12 protein-coding genes and 3 rRNA genes are annotated in these 19,315 nt (G+C 60.9%); 7 read left to right on the top strand and 8 right to left on the bottom strand.

The window, feature by feature from the left end:
- Positions 1-104 precede the first annotated feature (104 nt).
- Both ACSE4D_RS02925 and ACSE4D_RS02920 read right to left on the bottom strand, forming a co-directional pair.
- Complete coding sequence (locus tag ACSE4D_RS02925) at positions 105-341, bottom strand: CstA-like transporter-associated (seleno)protein (RefSeq protein WP_135537096.1); 237 nt, start codon at positions 339-341, stop codon at positions 105-107.
- Entirely contained in the window at positions 338-2,560 is a 2,223-nt protein-coding gene (locus ACSE4D_RS02920; protein ID WP_135537095.1) for a carbon starvation CstA family protein, read from the bottom strand. The genes ACSE4D_RS02925 and ACSE4D_RS02920 overlap by 4 nt, the downstream gene beginning before the upstream one ends.
- Before the next feature lie 310 nt (positions 2,561-2,870).
- Between ACSE4D_RS02920 and trpS the strand changes: the two genes are divergently transcribed.
- Both trpS and ACSE4D_RS02910 read left to right on the top strand, forming a co-directional pair.
- On the top strand, positions 2,871-3,869 hold the full coding sequence (gene trpS, locus ACSE4D_RS02915) for a tryptophan--tRNA ligase (protein ID WP_135537094.1): 999 nt from the start codon (positions 2,871-2,873) through the stop codon (positions 3,867-3,869).
- 2 nt (positions 3,870-3,871) lie between these two features.
- Entirely contained in the window at positions 3,872-4,921 is a 1,050-nt protein-coding gene (locus ACSE4D_RS02910) for an App1 family protein (RefSeq protein WP_135537093.1), read from the top strand.
- Positions 4,922-5,217: 296 nt separating this feature from the next.
- On the opposite strand, the gene ACSE4D_RS02905 is transcribed toward ACSE4D_RS02910, so the two are convergent.
- The 5 genes from ACSE4D_RS02905 to ACSE4D_RS02885 form a co-directional block, all read right to left on the bottom strand.
- Positions 5,218-6,189 carry an NAD(P)H-dependent flavin oxidoreductase gene (locus ACSE4D_RS02905; RefSeq protein WP_135537092.1) on the bottom strand — a complete coding sequence of 324 codons (972 nt, stop codon included), beginning with the start codon at positions 6,187-6,189 and terminating at the stop codon, positions 5,218-5,220.
- A gap of 268 nt (positions 6,190-6,457) precedes the next feature.
- Positions 6,458-7,234, bottom strand: a complete 777-nt coding sequence (locus tag ACSE4D_RS02900) for an enoyl-CoA hydratase (protein ID WP_135537091.1) — start codon at positions 7,232-7,234, stop codon at positions 6,458-6,460.
- Entirely contained in the window at positions 7,231-8,286 is a 1,056-nt protein-coding gene (locus ACSE4D_RS02895) for an enoyl-CoA hydratase/isomerase family protein (protein WP_135537090.1), read from the bottom strand. Before ACSE4D_RS02895 ends, ACSE4D_RS02900 begins: the two co-directional genes overlap by 4 nt.
- Before the next feature lies 1 nt (position 8,287).
- Complete coding sequence (locus ACSE4D_RS02890; protein WP_135537089.1) at positions 8,288-9,454, bottom strand: acyl-CoA dehydrogenase family protein; 1,167 nt, start codon at positions 9,452-9,454, stop codon at positions 8,288-8,290.
- A gap of 172 nt (positions 9,455-9,626) precedes the next feature.
- Complete coding sequence (locus tag ACSE4D_RS02885; RefSeq protein ID WP_135537088.1) at positions 9,627-10,142, bottom strand: MarR family winged helix-turn-helix transcriptional regulator; 516 nt, start codon at positions 10,140-10,142, stop codon at positions 9,627-9,629.
- Positions 10,143-10,176: 34 nt separating this feature from the next.
- Here ACSE4D_RS02885 and ACSE4D_RS02880 point away from each other — a divergent pair, with 34 nt between their 5' ends.
- The 5 genes from ACSE4D_RS02880 (at position 10,177) to gdhA (ending at position 18,570) form a co-directional block, all read left to right on the top strand.
- Positions 10,177-10,869, top strand: coding sequence for an SOS response-associated peptidase (locus ACSE4D_RS02880; RefSeq protein WP_135537087.1), 693 nt, complete (start codon positions 10,177-10,179; stop codon positions 10,867-10,869).
- Between the two features lie 598 nt (positions 10,870-11,467).
- A 16S ribosomal RNA gene (locus tag ACSE4D_RS02875) occupies positions 11,468-12,993 on the top strand.
- A 425-nt stretch (positions 12,994-13,418) separates the two neighbouring features.
- Positions 13,419-16,539: ribosomal RNA gene (locus ACSE4D_RS02870) — 23S ribosomal RNA — on the top strand.
- 188 nt (positions 16,540-16,727) lie between these two features.
- Positions 16,728-16,846 (top strand): 5S ribosomal RNA (gene rrf / locus ACSE4D_RS02865).
- The 16S, 23S and 5S rRNA genes sit together here, the layout of an rRNA operon.
- 377 nt (positions 16,847-17,223) lie before the next feature.
- Entirely contained in the window at positions 17,224-18,570 is a 1,347-nt protein-coding gene (gene gdhA / locus ACSE4D_RS02860; RefSeq protein ID WP_135542169.1) for an NADP-specific glutamate dehydrogenase, read from the top strand.
- Between the two features lie 210 nt (positions 18,571-18,780).
- On the opposite strand, the gene ACSE4D_RS02855 is transcribed toward gdhA, so the two are convergent.
- Entirely contained in the window at positions 18,781-19,296 is a 516-nt protein-coding gene (locus ACSE4D_RS02855; protein ID WP_135542167.1) for a flavin reductase family protein, read from the bottom strand.
- Between the last annotated feature and the right edge of the window lie 19 nt (positions 19,297-19,315).

Below are 19,315 nucleotides of genomic sequence, written 5' to 3'. Positions count from 1 at the left end.
CCGGGTGCGCACGACTGCTCGTCGTCCGCACCCGGGCTTCTCATCCACTGAGTTCGCCGATCACCAGTCCCAGCTGTCTGTGCTGGGCCTGCCGATCAACAGCGTCAGCAGCAGCGGGCCTTCGGGTTGCGGTCCTGCTCATCGGTGAGATCGCGCCAGAACGCTTTCTCTTCCATCGCCCCTTCGCGCGTTCCGTGACGCCGTTCGTAGGATTCGAGGTAGTGGAGGTAGGCGTTCTCGCCCATGATCTCCTTGAGATACCAGTGCAGCCACGCACCACCTCGGCGCAGGGCTCCCCACGGGTCACGTGCGATGCGGCCGAGCGGATGTGCGGTGCTCATTGTCTCTGCCTTCCTGCGCGGTGGTCGTCCCACTGGGTCTGCAGCTCACGCTCGGGTTTGCGGGCGATGAGCCCGGACGGGGCGAACAGCTTCGTCTCGACGAAGGGCTCTTCCGAGGTCGGAAGCGCACCCTTCTGCAGAGCCTGGATGGACTTCCAGACTGCCATGATGACGACCATGGCGACAAGGAGTGCGAAGACGATGGACAGCGTTCCCTGGACGAAGGTGTTGCGCACGACCGCGCTCATCGCTTCGACGCCCTCGGTGTTGCCCAGCGAAGTCTCTCCCGATGCCAGAGCATCCTTGTAGGCGAAGTGCTGCGCCCAGTAGCCGAGCTTGGGATCGGAGGAGAAGATCTTCTGCCACGAGGCGGCCATCGTGACCACGAGATCCCAGACGAGTGGGATGCCGGGGATCCACGCCCACTTGGCCAAGCCCATCTTGCACACGATCGCGAACACGACGGCCAACGCGATCGCGGCCAGCAGCTGATTCGAGATGCCGAACAGCGGGAACAGGGTATTGATGCCGCCGAGGGGGTCGGTGACACCCATGAGCAGGATCGATCCCCAGGCGGCGACCATGATGGCGGTTGTCAGCCAGGCGCCCGGCGTCCACGAGGGATCCCGGAATCGCTTGGACAAGTTGCCGAGCGCATCGGAGAGCATGAAACGAGCAACGCGGGTTCCGGCATCGATCGTGGTGAGGATGAACAGAGCCTCGAACATCACAGCGAAGTGGTACCAGAAGGACATCCAGGCGGGCCCGCCGAAGACGTTGTGGAGGATGTGTGCCATCCCCATGGCGAGCGTCGGCGCACCGCCGGTACGGGAGATGATGCTCTCCTCACCGACATCCTTGGCCGCCTGTTCAAGCAGTTCGGGGCTCGTCTCGACTCCGGACATGCCCAGGGAATTGTTGATGAAGTCTGCCGCTCCCTGCGCCGTTCCGCCGGTCAGCGGTTCGGCAGCGTTCATCGCGAAGTAGAGACCTTTGTCGAGACAGATCGCAGCGACGAGCGCCATGATTGCGACGAAGGACTCCATGAGCATGCCGCCGTAGCCGATGAGCCGCGCCTGGGTCTCCTTCTCGATGAGCTTCGGGGTGGTGCCGGAGGAGATGAGGGCGTGGAAGCCCGACAACGCTCCACACGCGATCGTGATGAACAGGAAGGGGAACAGAGCACCGGCGAACGCCGGACCCTCGGAGTTGAACGCGAACTCGGTCAGAGCCGGCATCTGCACGGTCGGGTTGACGATGAGGATGCCCACAGCCAGGAGCACGATGGTGCCGATCTTCATGAATGTCGACAGGTAGTCACGCGGTGCCAGCAGCACCCACACCGGCAGCACAGCGGCGAGGAAGCCGTAGATCATCAGGCACCAAGCCAGGGTCACCTTGTCGAGGTGGAAGACCTCCGACCAGAAGGGTGAGCTGTGGACCCAGCCGCCGGCGATGATCGCGATGACGAGCAGCACGATGCCGATGACCGAGACCTCGATGACCTTGCCGGGACGCAGGTAGCGCATGTAGATGCCCATGAACACGGCGATCGGGATGGTCATGGCGATGGAGAACACGCCCCAGGGGCTCTCGGCGAGGGCATTGATGATGACGACGCCGAGGACTGCGATGAGGATGACCATGATGAGGATGATGCCGATGGAGGCGATGATGCCGCCGGTGCGACCGAGCTCATCGCGGGTCATCTGTCCCAGGGAGCGGCCGTTGCGGCGCATCGAGAAGAACAGCACCATGTAGTCCTGGACGCCGCCGGCGAGGATGACGCCGAAGACGATCCACAGCGTTCCGGGCAGGTACCCCATCTGGGCGGCGAGGATCGGTCCGACCAGAGGGCCGGCACCGGAGATCGCAGCGAAGTGGTGTCCGAACAGGACCCGACGGTCGGTGGGCGCGAAGTCACGGCCGTTGTCGTTGAGCTCTGCCGGAGTGGCCCGCTTCGGGTCAGGGCGGCAGATCTTCCATTCGATGAGCTTCGCGTAGAAGCGGAAGCCGATGAGATAGCTGCCGACGGCGGCGGCGACGAACCAGCTCGCCGACAGCTCCTCGCCGCGCACGAAGGCGATCATCGACCAGCCTGCGCCGGCGATGAGGGCAATAGCCACCCAGAGCACGATCTTCGCCGGTGTCCAGCGTGGCTTCTCGACCACGGCGACCGGCGGAAGGTCATCCTCGGTCTTGACGTATTCGACCGACATGGTCCTCCTCCTTGAGAGTGATGCTTTGGCATCGTTGTGTTGATCGCACAGTCATTCCCGCGCTGGACCCCGACCGTTGAGATGATCGGAAGATGTGAGACACCTTGGGAAGTCATGTGATCTGCAAGGTCACTATACCGTCAGACCGTGCCGTTTCGTGTCGGCGGTCACGTTGAGATTCCGGTCGTTCCGAACCGGTCCGCGTGATCCGGTCCGTCTCCGGACAAGGGGCGCCCTCGAGCGCGGGCTCGCCGTTTCGGATGAGGGACCAAGGTGCGGACCGGGCCGGCGAAGGTGGCATCATGGGACTATGACGATCTCTTCACAGCCGCGCACGGTCTCGGGTATCCAAGCCACCTCCGATTCTCTTCACCTCGGAAACTACATCGGAGCCCTGCAGCAGTTCGTGACACACCAGGAGTCGCACGACGCCTTCTACTTCATCGCGAACATGCACGCGATCACCGTCGAACAGGATCCGGCCGATCTGCGGGAGCGGACGCTGCGCACCGCCGCCCAATTCATAGCCGCCGGCATCGATCCGGAGAAGTCGACGGTCTTCGTCCAGTCGCAGGTGCCGGCCCATCCGCAGCTGTCGTGGGTCCTCGAATGCACGACCTCGATGGGGGAGGCGAGCCGGATGACCCAGTTCAAGGACAAGTCGACGAAGCAGCAGCATGTGTCCCTGGGCCTGCTCACCTATCCGGCGCTCATGGCCGCGGACATCCTGCTCTACAACCCGCAGCTCGTCCCCGTCGGTGAGGACCAGAGGCAGCACCTCGAGCTGACCCGCAACCTCGCCGAACGCTTCAACTACCGGTTCGGCGAGACCTTCACCGTCCCCGACGCGCAGATCCTCAAGGCGACTGCGAAGATCTATGATCTGCAGAACCCGGGCGCGAAGATGTCGAAGTCCCAGCCGAGCCCGCAGGGCCGCATCGACCTCCTCGACGATGCGAAGGCGCTGACGAAGAAGATCAAATCCGCCGTGACCGACGACGGCACCACGATCGCCTTCGACCCGGAGAACAAACCCGGCGTTTCGAATCTGCTGACCATCTACTCCTCCCTGACCTCCCGCCCGGTCGACGACATCGTCGCCGAGTATGAGGGCAAGATGTACGGACACCTCAAGGTCGACCTCGCCGAGGTGGCCGTGGAGACGCTCACACCGGTGCGGGAACGTACGCTCGAGCTGCTCGAGGACCGGGCTCAGCTGCAGACCATCCTCGACCGTGGGGCGGAGAAGGCGAGCACCATCGCCGAGGCGACCCTGCGCGAGGTCTACGACAAGATCGGCTTCATCTGATCGTGGCGAAGAAGAAGCCCGAGGAGGGTCCGCTCAACCTCACCCCCGACATGCTCCACACCGCTGCGCGAGTGGAGGATCGTTTCAACGGGTGGATCCAGAACCGGGCCACCGACCACAGCTACCAGCGCACGGTCATCGCCTACGACACGTACGGCGGCACCGGCTGGGTGCGCGTCCTCGGACGCCTCGTGCTCACGCCCAACGGGCAGCCGGCTGCCGACGTCCATGCCAGCATCCGCGGCTGGAAGTCCTTCGTCAGCGTCCCCCTGGCCAATGACACGGCGTGGGTGCGGGTGAATGACGAAGAGCACATGGTCACCTCGGACCGAGGCGGCATCATCGACACCGTGATCCCCGGCGATTTCGAACCGGGGGAGACGGAGATCGAACTGTGGACCGACGGTTCCCTCGTCGACTCCGCGGCCGTGCGGATCATCGGCGAAGACTCGACGTTCGGCATCATCTCCGATATCGATGACACCGTCATGGTCACCTCGCTGCCGCGTCCCTTCCTCGCCGCGTGGAACACCTTCGTGCTCAGCGAGCATGCTCGCTCGCCTGTTGCCGGCATGGCTGTCCTCTACGACCGGATCACGTTCATGCGTCCGGCCACTCCGATGATCTACCTGTCGACGGGGGCCTGGAACTCGGCGCTGACGATCAAACGCTTCCTCTCCCGCAACCTCTATCCGATGGGTCCTCTGCTGCTCACAGACTGGGGTCCGACGACGACGCGGGTGTTCCGGTCGGGCAAGGAGCACAAGCGCAATACACTCGAACGCCTGTCCCGGGAGTTCCCGTGGATGAAATGGCTGCTCATCGGCGACGACGGGCAGAAGGACGAAGAGGTGTACGGAGAGTTCGTCGAGAACCATCCGGAGAATGTCGCCGCCGTGGCCATCCGCCAGCTCACCGTCGGTGAGGCCGTATGGGCGGGCGGCCGCTCGAAGCGGCACGGTCGCGGCCAGGGCGTACCGTGGATCTATGCTCCGGACGGGGCAGGGCTGGCCTCCCGCCTGACCGAGCGCGGGATCATCTCGACGATCTGATCGACATGACTCGTTGTTGTTTTGGATCGTGTCGAGTTTTGGTCTTCGGAGGTGAGGTTGTGTCGGCAGCCTTCGCGCTAGATGGTCGTGAGGATTGAAAAGACTCTGGTGACGATCGAGAAACGCACGGCGGGCTCAACTGTTGGTTGAGCCCGCCGTGTTCTGCGTCTGTGGACTGATCGGTGCGGATTCCGGCACGCTCGGCGCGTCAGTCTGAGCCCGAACCCGCAATGACGAAGCCCTCCCTGCAGGTCCGCGGCGATGGGGTCTGCAGGGAGGGCACGTGGTCGGTCGGTTCAGCTCAGCTTGCTCCGCAGGTCCTGCTTCGCAGCCTCGAACTGGGCAGCGAAGGTCTCGACGAGCTCCGCGGTCGTCTGCTGGGTTCCGAGCGCCCCGATGCCCTGCCCGGAGCCCCAGATGTCGCGCCAGGCCTTGGCATCCGAATCCGGATCGGAACCGAAGTCCATCTTCGTCGGATCGGATTCGGGAAGATTGTCCGGGTCGAGGCCGGAGGCGACGATCGAGCCGCGCAGGTAGTTGCCCTTGACCCCGGTGAAATAGTTCGAGTAGACGACGTCCTCGGCCGCTGATTCGACGATCATCTTCCGGTAGTCCTCGACGACACTGGCCTCGGGCGTGGACAGGAATGCCGATCCGATATAGGCGAAGTCCGCTCCGGCCGCCAGTGCCGCCAGGATCGAACGGCCGTGGGCGATGGCGCCCGAGAGCAGCAGAGGACCGTCGAACCAGGACCGGATCTCCTGGACCAGCGCGAAGGGAGAGAGCGCTCCGGCGTGCCCGCCGGCGCCGGCCGCAACCGCGATGACGCCGTCGGCGCCCTTCTCGACGGCTTTGTGGGCGAATTTGTTGTTGATGACGTCGTGGAGGACGATGCCGCCGTAGGAATGGACGGCCTCATTGACCTCTTCCCGGGCACCCAGCGAGGTGATCACGATCGGCACCTGGTGGCGGACCACCTCGGCGAGGTCGGCCTCGAGACGATTGTTCGACCGATGGACGATGAGGTTGACCGCGAAAGGTGCGGCCGGACGGTCGGGATTGGCCGAGGTGTGGGCCGCGTTCGATTCTGTGATCTCGTCGAGCCAATCGGTGAGCATCGCTGCCGGACGGGCGTTGAGGGTGGGGAAGGCTCCGACGATGCCGGCCTGGCACTGGGCCTTGACCAGTTCGGGCCCGGAGGCGATGAACATGGGGGAGCCGATGGCAGGCAGGCGCAGCTGGGAACACAGATCGCTGAGTGAGGTCATGGTGCCTCCTTGAGTGGTTGAATGCATATCCTCACTTTAACTGAACGATTGTTAAATGCGATACAGGGCACATCTGTCCTCACTCGACGGCACAGAGATGTCCCGAAAGCGCCCGCCCCAGAAGGCCGAGGTGGTGTCGAAATCGATCGCCGAGGGCACGTGGAACCCGTCTCGCCGAGGTGGCGCACCGTGCCGTCGACGGGGCGCGGAGACGACGATGGCGCAGACCCCGGAAGAGTCTGCGCCATGACAGTCGGGCTCGTGAAGCTCAGGAATCCGTGAAGTTCGGGTCCCGCTTCTCGACGAAGGCGGCCATGCCCTCGGACTGGTCGTTCGTGGCCAGGGAGGAGTGGAAGAGCCGGCGCTCGTAGCGCAGTCCCTGCTCGAGCGTCGTCTCGAAAGCGGTGTTCACCGCTTCCTTGACCATCGCCGAGGCGATGCGGGACTTCGACGCGATCGTCTGCGCGATCTCATTGGCCGTGGTCAGCAGCTCTTCGGGCTCGACGACGCGAGCGACGAGACCGGAACGCTCGGCCTCCTCGGCGCCCATCATCCGACCGGTCAGGCACATGTCCATCGATTTGGCCTTGCCGACGGCGCGGGTCAGACGCTGGGATCCGCCCATGCCCGGCAGCACGCCGAGGTTGATCTCGGGCTGACCGAACTTCGCCTTCGTCGAGGCGATGAGGATGTCGCCCATCATCGCCAGTTCGCAGCCGCCGCCGAGGGCATAGCCGCCGACGGCGGTGATGACCGGCTTGCGCACATCGGTCAGTCGCGTCCAGCCGGCGAACCAGTCGGCCTTGTACGCGGTGGAGAAGTCGAGGCTCGACATCTCCTTGATGTCGGCTCCGGCGGCGAAGGCCTTCTCGCTGCCGGTGATGATGATCGCTTTGACGGCGTCGTCGGAGTCGAATGCGGTGGCGGCCTCGGTGATGTCCGTGAGCACCTGCAGGTTGAGTGCATTCAGCGCTTTGGGCCGGTTGATGGTGATGGTGGCGACACCGTCGGTGACATCGGTGAGGATGGTTTCGAAATCGTTCATGAGAACACCTTCTCTGCGTGATCGGTGGTGAGGATGGACTGGACCTGTGCGTCGCTGACTTCGGCCAGGGAAGCCGGGCTCCATTTCGGGTTCCGGTCCTTGTCGATGACCTGGGCGCGGATGCCCTCCTTGAGGTCGGGCAGCTCGGTCAGGGTCACGGCCACCCGGTAGTCCTGCTCCAGGACCTCTGCCAGCGTCATCGTCTCCGCATTGCGGACGGCGGCCAAGGTCACCTTCACCGAGGTGGGGGCCTTGGTTGCGATGAGCTCTGCGGCGGCCTGTGCGTCGGGGTTCTCGTGTGCGGCGAGAGCCGCGACGATGGCTTCGGCCTCATCGCCGGCGTAGCATTCGTTGATCCAGTCGGCTGCCTCGGCGAGTTCATCGGCCGGCGCTTCAGCGGTGTACTTGCCGATGACGGTGTCGAGGTCGCCCCCTGCGGTGAGATCGGCGATGAGGTCGGGGATCTGCGCGTCGGGAACGTAGTGGTCGGCCAGTCCCAGGGCGATCGCCGAACCGGCGCCGACGGGCTGTCCGGTCAGCGCTAGATGGGTGCCGAGCTCTCCCGGAGCGTTGGCGAGAAGATGCGTGCCGCCGACATCGGGGAAGAGTCCGATTCCGGTTTCGGGCATGCCGACCTTCGTCGAATCGGTGACGATGCGGTGCGAACCGTGACCGGAGATGCCGACCCCGCCGCCCATCGTGATGCCGTTCATGATCACGACATAGGGTTTGGGGAATTCGGAGATCGCGAAGTTCATCTTGTATTCGCGGTTCCAGAACTTCGCGTTCTCGTCGCTGCCGGCCACGATGTCGTTGTATACGGCCTTGATGTCTCCGCCGGCGCACAGTCCGCGTTCGCCGCGTCCGGTGACGAGGACGAGGGAGACCGTGTCGTCATCGCGCCAGGCTTGGAGCGCGTCATCGATGCGTGTGACCATGTCCTGGCTGAGCGCATTGATCAGCTTCGGTCGGTTGAGTTCGATGCGGCCCACCCCATTGGACACCGAGGTGATGACGGAATCGTCCGCCTGCTCTGTCGAAGGTTCTGTCATATCAGCCCACTCCTGTGCTCTTGCGCGAGATGATCACGCGCATGATTTCGTTGGTGCCTTCCAGAATCTGGTGGACGCGCAGGTCACGCACCAGCTTCTCAATTCCATACTCTGTCAGATAGCCGTAGCCGCCGTGCAACTGCAGTGCCCTGTTCGCGACTTCGAAGCCGGTGTCGGTGGCTTTGAGTTTCGCCATGGCGGACAGGAGGGAGGTGTTGGCATCGCCTGCATCGTAGGCGTTGGCCGCGCGCCACAGGAGGGAGCGTGCCCCTTCCAGATCGGCCTGCATCTGAGCGACTTCGAAGCGCAGCGCCTGGAATCCCGAGAGCTCGGTGCCGAAAGCCTGACGCTCACCCATGTAGGCGATGGCCTTCTCGAGTGCGGCCTGTCCGCCGCCGAGCGAGCAGGCACCGATATTCAGGCGTCCGCCGTCGAGGCCGGACATAGCGATCTTGAAGCCCTGACCCGGTTCGCCGAGCATGTTCTCCTTGGGCACTCGGACGTTTTCCATGATCACCTGACGAGTCGGCTGCGCGCGCCAGCCCATCTTCTGCTCGTTGGGGCCGAAGCTCAGTCCCTCCATGTCCTTCTCGAGGATGAAGGCGGAGATTCCACGAGCCCCTTCCTGACCGCTGCGGGCCATGACGAGGTAGGTTTCGGAGGTGCCGGCGCCGGAGATGAACTGCTTGGCACCGTTGAGGACGTAGTGGTCGCCGTCTTCGCGGGCGGAGGTGCGCAGGGCCGCGGCATCGGAGCCGGCGTTGGGTTCGGTCAGGCAGTAGCTGCCGAGGTGCTCCATGGAGACGAGGGGAGCGAGGTACTTGGCCTTCTGCTCGTCGTTGCCGAACTGGTCGATCATCCACGCGACCATGTTGTGGATGGAGATGTAGGCGGCCACGGACGGGCACCCGGTCGACATCGCTTCGAAGATCAGCGCCGCGTCCATCCGTCCCATTCCGGTTCCGCCGGCTTCTTCGCTGACGTAGATTCCGCCCATCCCGAGGTCAGCAGACTTCTTGATGACGTCGACGGGGAAGAAGTGATCGGCGTCCCATTCGAGGGCGTGCGGAGCGATCTCGGTATCGGCGAACTCGCGGACCATCCCGGAGACGGTCTGCTGTTCGTCGGTGAGACCGAAGGGGAGTGCAGCGGCTGTACTGTGGGACATGATTCCTCCAGTGGTCGGACAGGTTTGTGGTGATGGGCACCACGATACGTCCAAATTACTTGGACATCCAACTAATTTCGCCGAGGTGACCCTGGACAGGGTCGGGCAGAAGAGGTGACCGGCCGTGGCCGGGTGCAGGTCGGACCGGGACAGGTCGAGTCCGGATCCGAGGTCAGCTTCGGTTCTCGAGTCCTGAACGCAGGCTCTTCAGATGAGGCAGGAGCGAGTCGAGGTCGCTCCCGGCGAAGTCGGGGGAGGCGAAGACTTCGACGTTGAGGGCCGCGGTTGCCTGGGCGGCGAGCTCCCGGCCCGCCTCGGTGAGGTCGACCAGTGTCGTGCGGCGGTCATCGGGATGGCTGCGTCTGGCCACGAGGCCGGCTTTCTCGAGACGGTCGACCGAGTTCGTCGTCGACGTCGCATGCACCTGCATGCGCGCCGAGATCTTCGACATCGGCAGTGTTCCGGCTCGAGTGAAGGACAGGAGAGCGAGGACTTCGTAGCGGGAGAAGGTGAGTGCGAAGGGTTTGAGCGCGGCGTCGACCCGGGCGAGGAACAGCTGGTGGATCCTCATCACCGAGATCACCGTCGTCATGCCGTCGGCGGCATCGTGCCACCCGTGGGCCAGCCATTGCCGACGGGACTCTTCGATCGGGTCGAGTCTGCTGCCTGTATTCTCTTCTGCCGCCATTGTCGACAGTGTAGTGAAGTGAGAAGATGGGCGCATGTGCGGTCGACTCAATATGTCCCTCGATCCGGCTGATCTCGCCGACGAGCTGCGGTTGGACGTTGTGTCCTATGACTTCACCCCGCGCTACAACGTACCCCCGGGGGCCTTCGTGCCGATCGTCGTCGAACGCCTCGATGAGGAGGGGCAGCTGCACCGCCGTCTCGAAACGGCTTCATGGGGCTTGGTTCCCGGCTGGGCCAAGGACGTGAAGATCGGCTTCAAGGCCTTCAATGCTCGTTCGGAGACCGTGCTCGACAAGCCGATGTTCCGCCAGGCGATCAGGCGCCGTCGCTGTGCGCTGCCGATCCCGGGCTATTACGAGTGGGAGACCACCGAGGACGGCAAACAGCCGTGGATGATGAGCGCCGCCGGCGAGGATCCTCTGTTCATGGCGGGACTCTTCGAGTTCTGGAAGCAGCCTGACCAGACGTGGTTGGTCTCGACGACGATCCTCACGATGGAGTCGGCCGGACATCTCAGTGATGTCCACCACCGGATGCCGGTCTTCCTCGGCCGCGATCAGATCGATGACTGGATCGATCCCGGCGTTCTCAGCAGCGCGGTCCCGAACCTGCTGAGCGCAACTCTTGATCAGGTGGACCCGGCGAGCGTGACCCGGCACAAGGTCGGCAAGGCCGTCGGCAATGTCCGCAATGACTCCCCGGAACTCGTTCAGCCGGTCGCCTGAGGCCGTAGCCGCCGACGATCCGAGTCGGTGAGCGCTCGGCGTCTGAGCGCGGAGGATTCGGCTCGGACTCGGCGCCGGCGACACCGGTCTGGAGGCGCTGAGCGAGGCCGTTTTGCACACGGTCGAAGATGTGTGTAATGTTGATCCAGCTGCCGGGCCGCAAGGAACAGCAGCAGTCGCTCTCACCGGGAGTGATTCGGGTGAAACGAAGATGAACTTCGAGTTGCACGGATCCGAACAACCAGGTAGAGTAGACATCCGCTGGCACAGCGAATCGCAAGATGAAAAGTGCAAACAGAAACTGATGCCCCCAGTGAACACGCCCTTTTTGTTGGGTTGTGGTGATGGGTGAGTGTTTGTGGTTTGAGAATCCAATAGCGTGTTTGTTTGAACAAGTTGTGATGCCAGAAACATTATTTTTCTGGTGAGACAATCACACGGTCGAACAGTCTGGTTCGCCTCCTTGAGGTGGGTGGTTCTTTGTTGAATCGTTCACTGTGGTGGCGGTTGGGGTGTTTGATCGTATTTTTTGAAGCCGGCTGGTCACCCCGTGACTGGTTTGGCTGTCTTGCTGGGATTCATACTGCAACATAATTTTTTTATGGAGAGTTTGATCCTGGCTCAGGACGAACGCTGGCTGCGTGCTTAACACATGCAAGTCGAACGCTGAAGCCGGGTGCTTGCACCTGGTGGATGAGTGGCGAACGGGTGAGTAACACGTGAGTAACCTGCCCCTGATTTCGGGATAAGCCTGGGAAACTGGGTCTAATACCGGATATGACCGTTCCACGCATGTGGGATGGTGGAAAGTTTTTCGATCGGGGATGGGCTCGCGGCCTATCAGCTTGTTGGTGGGGTAATGGCCTACCAAGGCGACGACGGGTAGCCGGCCTGAGAGGGCGACCGGCCACACTGGGACTGAGACACGGCCCAGACTCCTACGGGAGGCAGCAGTGGGGAATATTGCACAATGGGGGAAACCCTGATGCAGCGACGCAGCGTGCGGGATGACGGCCTTCGGGTTGTAAACCGCTTTCAGCAGGGAAGAAGCGAAAGTGACGGTACCTGCAGAAGAAGTACCGGCTAACTACGTGCCAGCAGCCGCGGTAATACGTAGGGTACGAGCGTTGTCCGGAATTATTGGGCGTAAAGAGCTCGTAGGTGGTTGGTCACGTCTGCTGTGGAAACGCAACGCTTAACGTTGCGCGGGCAGTGGGTACGGGCTGACTAGAGTGCAGTAGGGGAGTCTGGAATTCCTGGTGTAGCGGTGAAATGCGCAGATATCAGGAGGAACACCGGTGGCGAAGGCGGGACTCTGGGCTGTAACTGACACTGAGGAGCGAAAGCATGGGGAGCGAACAGGATTAGATACCCTGGTAGTCCATGCCGTAAACGTTGGGCACTAGGTGTGGGGGACATTCCACGTTCTCCGCGCCGTAGCTAACGCATTAAGTGCCCCGCCTGGGGAGTACGGTCGCAAGGCTAAAACTCAAAGGAATTGACGGGGGCCCGCACAAGCGGCGGAGCATGCGGATTAATTCGATGCAACGCGAAGAACCTTACCAAGGCTTGACATACACTGGACCGTTCTGGAAACAGTTCTTCTCTTTGGAGCTGGTGTACAGGTGGTGCATGGTTGTCGTCAGCTCGTGTCGTGAGATGTTGGGTTAAGTCCCGCAACGAGCGCAACCCTCGTTCTATGTTGCCAGCACGTGATGGTGGGAACTCATAGGAGACTGCCGGGGTCAACTCGGAGGAAGGTGGGGATGACGTCAAATCATCATGCCCTTTATGTCTTGGGCTTCACGCATGCTACAATGGCTGGTACAGAGAGAGGCGAGCCCGTGAGGGTGAGCGAATCCCTTAAAGCCAGTCTCAGTTCGGATCGTAGTCTGCAATTCGACTACGTGAAGTCGGAGTCGCTAGTAATCGCAGATCAGCAACGCTGCGGTGAATACGTTCCCGGGCCTTGTACACACCGCCCGTCAAGTCACGAAAGTCGGTAACACCCGAAGCCGGTGGCCCAACCCTTTTGGGAGGGGGCCGTCTAAGGTGGGACTGGCAATTGGGACTAAGTCGTAACAAGGTAGCCGTACCGGAAGGTGCGGCTGGATCACCTCCTTTCTAAGGAGCACACATTCAGATCCCCACCGTCAGGAACCGTTCGTGTTCCTGGGTGGGTTGCTCATGGGTGGAACATCACAACTTTCGCTCGTCCACTCAGCGTTGTCGGGGTGAGTGCCTCGTCGATGTATGGGTATGAGGATGGGCTAGAACAGGCACGTTATTGGGTCCTGGAATCACAAACCCCGACAGTGGTTGGGTGTGGTTTCAACCAGCAGGACCGACCCGCTTCACGGGCAGCCACGGCAGTGGTCTGGTTTGTGGGTGGTGTTTGGTAGTGGTTTGAGAATCGTATAGTGGACGCGAGCATCAATGCTGCAGCCCTTGTGGGGTTGTGGTGTTATGTAATGTGATTTTTCTTGTCATCATCTTGTGTGATTGAAAGACAATATTTCGCGTACACGCCGCCAACCCTTTTGGGGGTGTGGTGAGTGTGTAAGAGCGCATGGTGGATGCCTTGGCATCAGGAGCCGATGAAGGACGTGGAAATCTGCGATAAGCCTCGGGGAGCCGATAAACGGGCGTTGATCCGAGGATGTCCGAATGGGGAAACCCCGCTGCCTGTGAGGGTAGTGACCCGTGCCTGAATATATAGGGTACGTGGGGGGAACGCGGGGAAGTGAAACATCTCAGTACCCGCAGGAAGAGAAAATAACAATGATTCCGGGAGTAGTGGCGAGCGAAACTGGATGAGCCTAAACCGTGTGCGTGTCAAGCGTGCTGGTGTTGCGTGCACGGTGTTGTGGGGTATGTACGGTCTGGTCCAGCATGGCCAGTCTGTGTTGGTGTTGGTGTAGTCGAACCTGGTGGGAAACAGGACCGGAGTGGGTGAGAGTCCCGTAGACGAAACAGTGACGCCGGCGTAGTGTACGTGTGCCCGAGTAGCACGGAACTCGTGGAATTTCGTGTGAATCTGCCAGGACCACCTGGTAAGGCTAAATACTTCCTGATGACCGATAGCGGATAAGTACCGTGAGGGAATGGTGAAAAGTACCCCGGGAGGGGAGTGAAAGAGTACCTGAAACCATGTGCTTACAATCCGTCAGAGCAGTATCTAGATGACTGTGATGGCGTGCCTTTTGAAGAATGAGCCTGCGAGTTAGCGGTGCGTGGCGAGGTTAACCCGTGTGGGGTAGCCGTAGCGAAAGCGAGTCCGAACAGGGCGTTGTCAGTCGCGTGTCCTAGACCCGAAGCGGAGTGATCTAGCCATGGGCAGGGTGAAGCGTGTGTAAGAGCGCGTGGAGGCCCGCACCCACTTCAGTTGAAAATGGAGGGGATGACCTGTGGTTAGGGGTGAAAGGCCAATCAAACTCTGTGATAGCTGGTTCTCCCCGAAATGCATTTAGGTGCAGCGTTGCGTGGTTCTTGCTGGAGGTAGAGCTACTGGATGGCTGATGGGCCCCACCGGGTTACTGACGTCAACTAAACTCCGAATGCCAGTCAAGGTTCAGCGTGGCAGTGAGACAGTGGGGGATAAGCTTCATTGTCGAGAGGGAAACAGCCCAGACCATCAACTAAGGCCCCTAAGCGTGTGCTCAGTGGGAAAGGATGTTCAGTTGCGAAGACAACCAGGAGGTTGGCTTAGAAGCAGCCACCCTTGAAAGAGTGCGTAATAGCTCACTGGTCAAGTGATTGAGCGCCGATAATGTAGCGGGGCTAAGTACACCGCCGAAGTTGTGGCAGCACCACGTGTATCCGTAATGGTGTGGTGTTGGGTAGGGGAGCGTCGAGTCGCTGGTGAAGCTGCCGTGTGAACGAGTGGTGGAAGCGGTTCGAGTGAGAATGCAGGCATGAGTAGCGAAAGACGGGTGAGAAACCCGTCCACCGGATGACCAAGGGTTCCAGGGCTAGGCTAATCCGCCCTGGGTAAGTCGGGACCTAAGGCGAGGCCGACAGGCGTAGTCGATGGACAACCAGTTGATATTCTGGTACCGACACACAACCGACAGTACCAAAACACATGAAACTAACCATGTCCCTCGCCCTCTCGTACTTCGGTAGGAGGGTTTGGCGAGGTATGTGGGACCTGAGTGTGGAGTCGGTAAGCGTGTGGTGTGACGCAGAAAGGTAGCCAGGCCGTGCGATGGTAGTCACGGTCTAAGGTTGTAGCACGCGGGGGTAGGTAAATCCGTCCCCGCTTTGTGTGTGAGAGCTGATGGGCGCCCCACTGTGGTGGGGTGATCTGGTGATCCTCTGCTGCCGAGAAAAGCATCGACGTGAGGGTGTGTGTTGCCCGTACCCTATAACCGACACAGGTGGTCGAGTAGAGAATACTAAGGTGATCGAGAGAATCGTGGTTAAGGAACTCGGCAAAATGCCCCCGTAACTTCGGGAGAAGGGGGACCATCCTGGTGAACCGCACTTGCTGCGGGATGTGCTGGTGGTGGTCGCAGAGGCCAGAGAGAAGCGACTGTTTATTAAAAACACAGGTCCGTGCGAAGATGTAAGTCGATGTATACGGACTGACGCCTGCCCGGTGCTGGAAGGTTAAGAGGACTCGTTAACAGGTTACTGTGAAGCGGAGAATTTAAGCCCCAGTAAACGGCGGTGGTAACTATAACCATCCTAAGGTAGCGAAATTCCTTGTCGGGTAAGTTCCGACCTGCACGAATGGCGTAACGACTTCTCTGCTGTCTCAACCACGAACTCGGCGAAATTGCATTACGAGTAAAGATGCTCGTTACGCGCAGCAGGACGGAAAGACCCCGAGACCTTCACTATAGTTTGGTATTGGTGTTCGGTGTGGTTTGTGTAGGATAGGTGGGAGACTATGAGGCTTGGTCGCTAGATCAGGTGGAGTCGATCGGTGAAATACCACTCTGACCATAGTGGATTCCTTAACTTCGGACCCTGATCGGGTTCAGGGACAGTGCCTGATGGGTAGTTTAACTGGGGCGGTTGCCTCCTAAAGAGTAACGGAGGCGCCCAAAGGTTCCCTCAGCCTGGTTGGCAATCAGGTGTCGAGTGTAAGTGCACAAGGGAGCTTGACTGTGAGACGGACGTGTCGAGCAGGAGCGAAAGCTGGGACTAGTGACCCGGCCATGGCTTGTGGAAGCGTGGTCGCTCAACGGATAAAAGGTACCTCGGGGATAACAGGCTGATCTTGCCCAAGAGTCCATATCGACGGCATGGTTTGGCACCTCGATGTCGGCTCGTCGCATCCTGGGGCTGGAGTCGGTCCCAAGGGTTGGGCTGTTCGCCCATTAAAGCGGTACGCGAGCTGGGTTTAGAACGTCGTGAGACAGTTCGGTCCCTATCCGCTGCGTGCGTAGGAAATTTGTGGAGGTCTGTCCTTAGTACGAGAGGACCGGGACGGACGAACCTCTGGTGTGCCAGTTGTTCCGCCAGGAGCATGGCTGGTTGGCTACGTTCGGGATGGATAACCGCTGAAAGCATCTAAGCGGGAAGCCTGCTCCGAGATGAGATTTCCATCCATACATTTTGTGTGGGAGAGGTGTCCTATAGATGATGGGGTTGATAGGCCGGGTATGGAAGCACTGTGAGGTGTGGAGTTGACTGGTACTAATACACCGATCACTCATCAACTCTTTTGTTGGGGTTGGTGTGTGCGTGAGAGTCTTTTTGGGTTGCACGTGGTGTTGGCTTGAGAAGTCACCCCCGTTTTGTGGGGTGCATGTTATGTGACTGTTGTTGGTGTTCGCGTTCGCTGTGCGGTTCTTGGACCATTACCGCCTGACCTGTTTGTGGGTTGGGTGTGGTGGTCTGTGTGGTTTTGCGGTGGTGATAGTGGTGGGGAAACGCCCGGTTAACCGTTCCGATCCCGGTAGCTAAGCCCATGCGCGCTGATGGTACTGCAACTTGGTGGTTGTGGGAGAGTAAGTGACTGCCGCAATATTTTTTGGTGGGGGTGGCCTCGTCTGATTCCTGTTTGTGTGGGGGTTGGGCGGGGCCTTCCTCGTATTCATGGTGCGTTGTTGCTGCTGACCACAACCGTGTTTCTTGGTGGTTTGTGGGCAGTGTGGCGTGGTGGTGTTCAGTCGATTCCGAGGAACCGACGGACCGCCGTCCTTTTGTATTTGTCTTTCGTAATTGAACTCCTAAGGGCATCGAGATGGCGTTCGATCGGATCAGAGGAATCGTCCTTTCGGCGCATTCTCACACTGATATGAGGCCGTCGAGTTCTATATCTCAATCGACGTTGCCAGACAGTCGTGTCCATAATCCGGGCGGTCGGAGTCATGTTATGAGTGTCACGGTATGTTTGGGCGTATGAGCCTACATCCATCACTGCAGCCAATCTTGGACACGGTACTCCAACGTAATCCTGGAGAGTCGGAGTTCCACCAAGCGGTACAGGAAGTCCTCTATTCCCTGGGCCCCGTCGTGGATAAGCATCCCGAGTACCTGGAGCTTTCCGCACTCGAACGTCTGTGCGAACCCGAACGTCAGATCATCTTCCGGGTTCCATGGATCGACGACGCCGGCGATGTTCAGATCAACCGTGCCTTCCGCGTGCAGTTCAACTCGGCTCTCGGACCCTACAAGGGCGGTCTGCGATTCCACCCCTCGGTCAACCTCGGTATCGTCAAGTTCCTCGGTTTCGAACAGATCTTCAAAAACGCGATCACCGGGCTGCCCATCGGCGGCGGCAAGGGCGGAGCAGACTTCGACCCCAAGGGCCGCAGCGACCAGGAAGTGATGCGCTTCTGCCAGTCGCTGATGACCGAGCTCTCACGCCACATCGGCGAATACCGCGATGTTCCCGCCGGTGACATCGGCGTCGGCGGCCGTGAGATCGGCTATCTGTTCGGACAGTACAAGCGTATGACGAACTCCTACGAAGCCGGTGTCCTCACCGGTAAGGGTCTGTCCTACGGAGGGTCCATGGTCCGCACGGAAGCCACCGGCTTCGGTGTCGTCTACTTCCTCAAGGACATGCTCGCCGCGGCGAAGAAGAACATCGACGGACGTACGGTTTCGATTTCCGGGTCGGGCAACGTCGCTGTGTTCGCCGCTGAGAAGGTCACCGCATTCGGCGGCACCGTCATCACGATGTCCGACTCATCCGGCTTCATCCACGACCCGGACGGAATCGACACCGAACTCGTCAAGCGCATCAAGTTCGAAGAGCGCGGTCGGATCTCCGACTACGTTGTGGAGCACGGCGGACGTTCCTCTTACCATGAAGGTGGAAACGTCTGGGATGTTGAGGTCGATGTGGCACTGCCCTGTGCGACGCAGAACGAGCTCGACGCGGATTCGGCCTCGACCTTGGTCAAGAACGGTCTCATCGCCCTCGCCGAGGGGGCGAACATGCCGTGCACCCCGGAGGCCGTGAAGATCTTCTCCGAAGCCGGAGTGCTCTTCGCTCCCGGCAAGGCCGCCAACGCCGGAGGCGTGGGAACCAGCGCCCTCGAGATGCAGCAGAACGCCAGCCGCGACTCGTGGGACTTCGACTTCACCGAGGCGCGGCTCGCCGAGATCATGGGCGATGTCCATGACAGCTGCGCGGCCGCGGCCGATGAGTTCGGTCAGCCCGGAGACTACGTCTCCGGCGCCAACATCGCCGGTTTCATCCGCGTCTCCGAAGCCATGCTCGCCCAAGGGGTCGTCTGACCTCCTCCCCTGCCGACCGCTCAGCCCACGGCTGAGCGGCAGCAACCGGGCAGCCACGGCCGAGCCGATGGCAGCTGGGGGACAGGCGACAGCCTGAGGCGCGCCATCGGGTGCCACAACTGGACGGCCCTGCCCACCGCCGACTTCCTTCGCTGCGAAGAGTGTCGGCCGTGGGCAGGGCCTCGTTCGTGTGCTGGGCGCAGCCGAGTCTCAGCGCTGTCCGATGGTGCCGTATCCCTTGCGCCAGCGCAGCAGAGGACGATTCGTTCCGGCATTCGTCCCCGCGCCCAAAGCAACAACCCGACCGACGACGATATTGTGCGTGGCGACGTCGAGCACCTCGGTGAGTTCGAGCTCGAACCATGCGAGAGCCTCGGTGAGCACCGGCTGACCCGCCTGTGGGGCGGGGAAGGTGTCCACCCCCTTGAGGGACCCGTAGAGCGGTTGGCCCGACGCTCCGAGGCGTTCGGAGATATCCCGCTGATCCGAATTCAGCAGCGAGATCGCGAAATGCGAACTCGTCTCCAAGGTCTCCATCATCCTTGAACCGGAATAGATGCTCACCGCCATGGTCGGCGGATCGTAGGACACGTCGAGAAACGAATCGACGGTGATGGCGTGAAGAGCGCTGCCACGGGTGGCAGACACGATGGCGACTGCCGCGGCGATGTCATCGCTGAGCTCGCGGTAGCGTTCTGTGAGGGATTCGTCGTAGGCCTGGTCCATGACTCTCATTCTAGGGAAC

It is taken from the genome of Brevibacterium sp. FAM 27836 (assembly GCF_051351055.1).
Taxonomy (GTDB): domain Bacteria; phylum Actinomycetota; class Actinomycetes; order Actinomycetales; family Brevibacteriaceae; genus Brevibacterium.
Note: the sequence above shows the minus strand (reverse complement) of the source record. Positions and strands in the feature narration are given on the sequence as shown.